Genomic DNA, 541 nt, shown 5'->3' with positions numbered 1-541 from the left:
GAACACTTCCACGATGGCGAAAGAGGTCGCTGTAGCGGTCGAGGAAATTGCCCAAGGGGCAATGGGGCTTTCGATGGAAGCGGAGAACGGGATGAATTACGCTGAGAACATCGGGATGAATATGAATAAAGTGATTGATTTCAATTCGAAGATGGAAGGCTCAGCCGATCGGGTGTATCAAATCAGTAATGAGGGAACCGAATATATGGGTGATCTCATCACAAAAACGAATTCGACTGAAGAAATAACCAGATCCATGATAGGTAAAGTGGATAAGCTCAAAGACAGCACCAGCTCTATCCGAAAAATTCTGGATGTGCTCACAACAATGACTCAGCAGACGAATATTCTGTCCTTGAATGCTTCAATAGAAGCGGTCAGAGCCGGTGCAGCAGGGAAAGGATTTATGGTCATCGCGGATGAGATACGAAACCTTTCGGATCAGTCCAAACAATCGATAGGCGTTGTTCAGAACATTACAAACGATATTCAACAGGAAGTTGAGGAAACGGTTGATTTATTGCTTACGGCTTCTCCGTTA

General features: G+C 44.7%; 1 protein-coding gene. It reads left to right on the top strand.

Annotated elements, in window-relative coordinates; genetic code table 11:
- Window positions 1-13: 13 nt before the first annotated feature.
- Window positions 14-541: methyl-accepting chemotaxis protein (locus tag ACNPNW_RS05535; RefSeq protein ID WP_448766682.1), on the top strand; the 528-nt coding region annotated here is incomplete at its 3' end.

This window comes from Acinetobacter endophylla, from assembly GCF_053543775.1.
The sequence above is the reverse complement of the archived record's forward strand: the minus strand, read 5'-3'. Positions and strand labels throughout refer to the sequence as shown.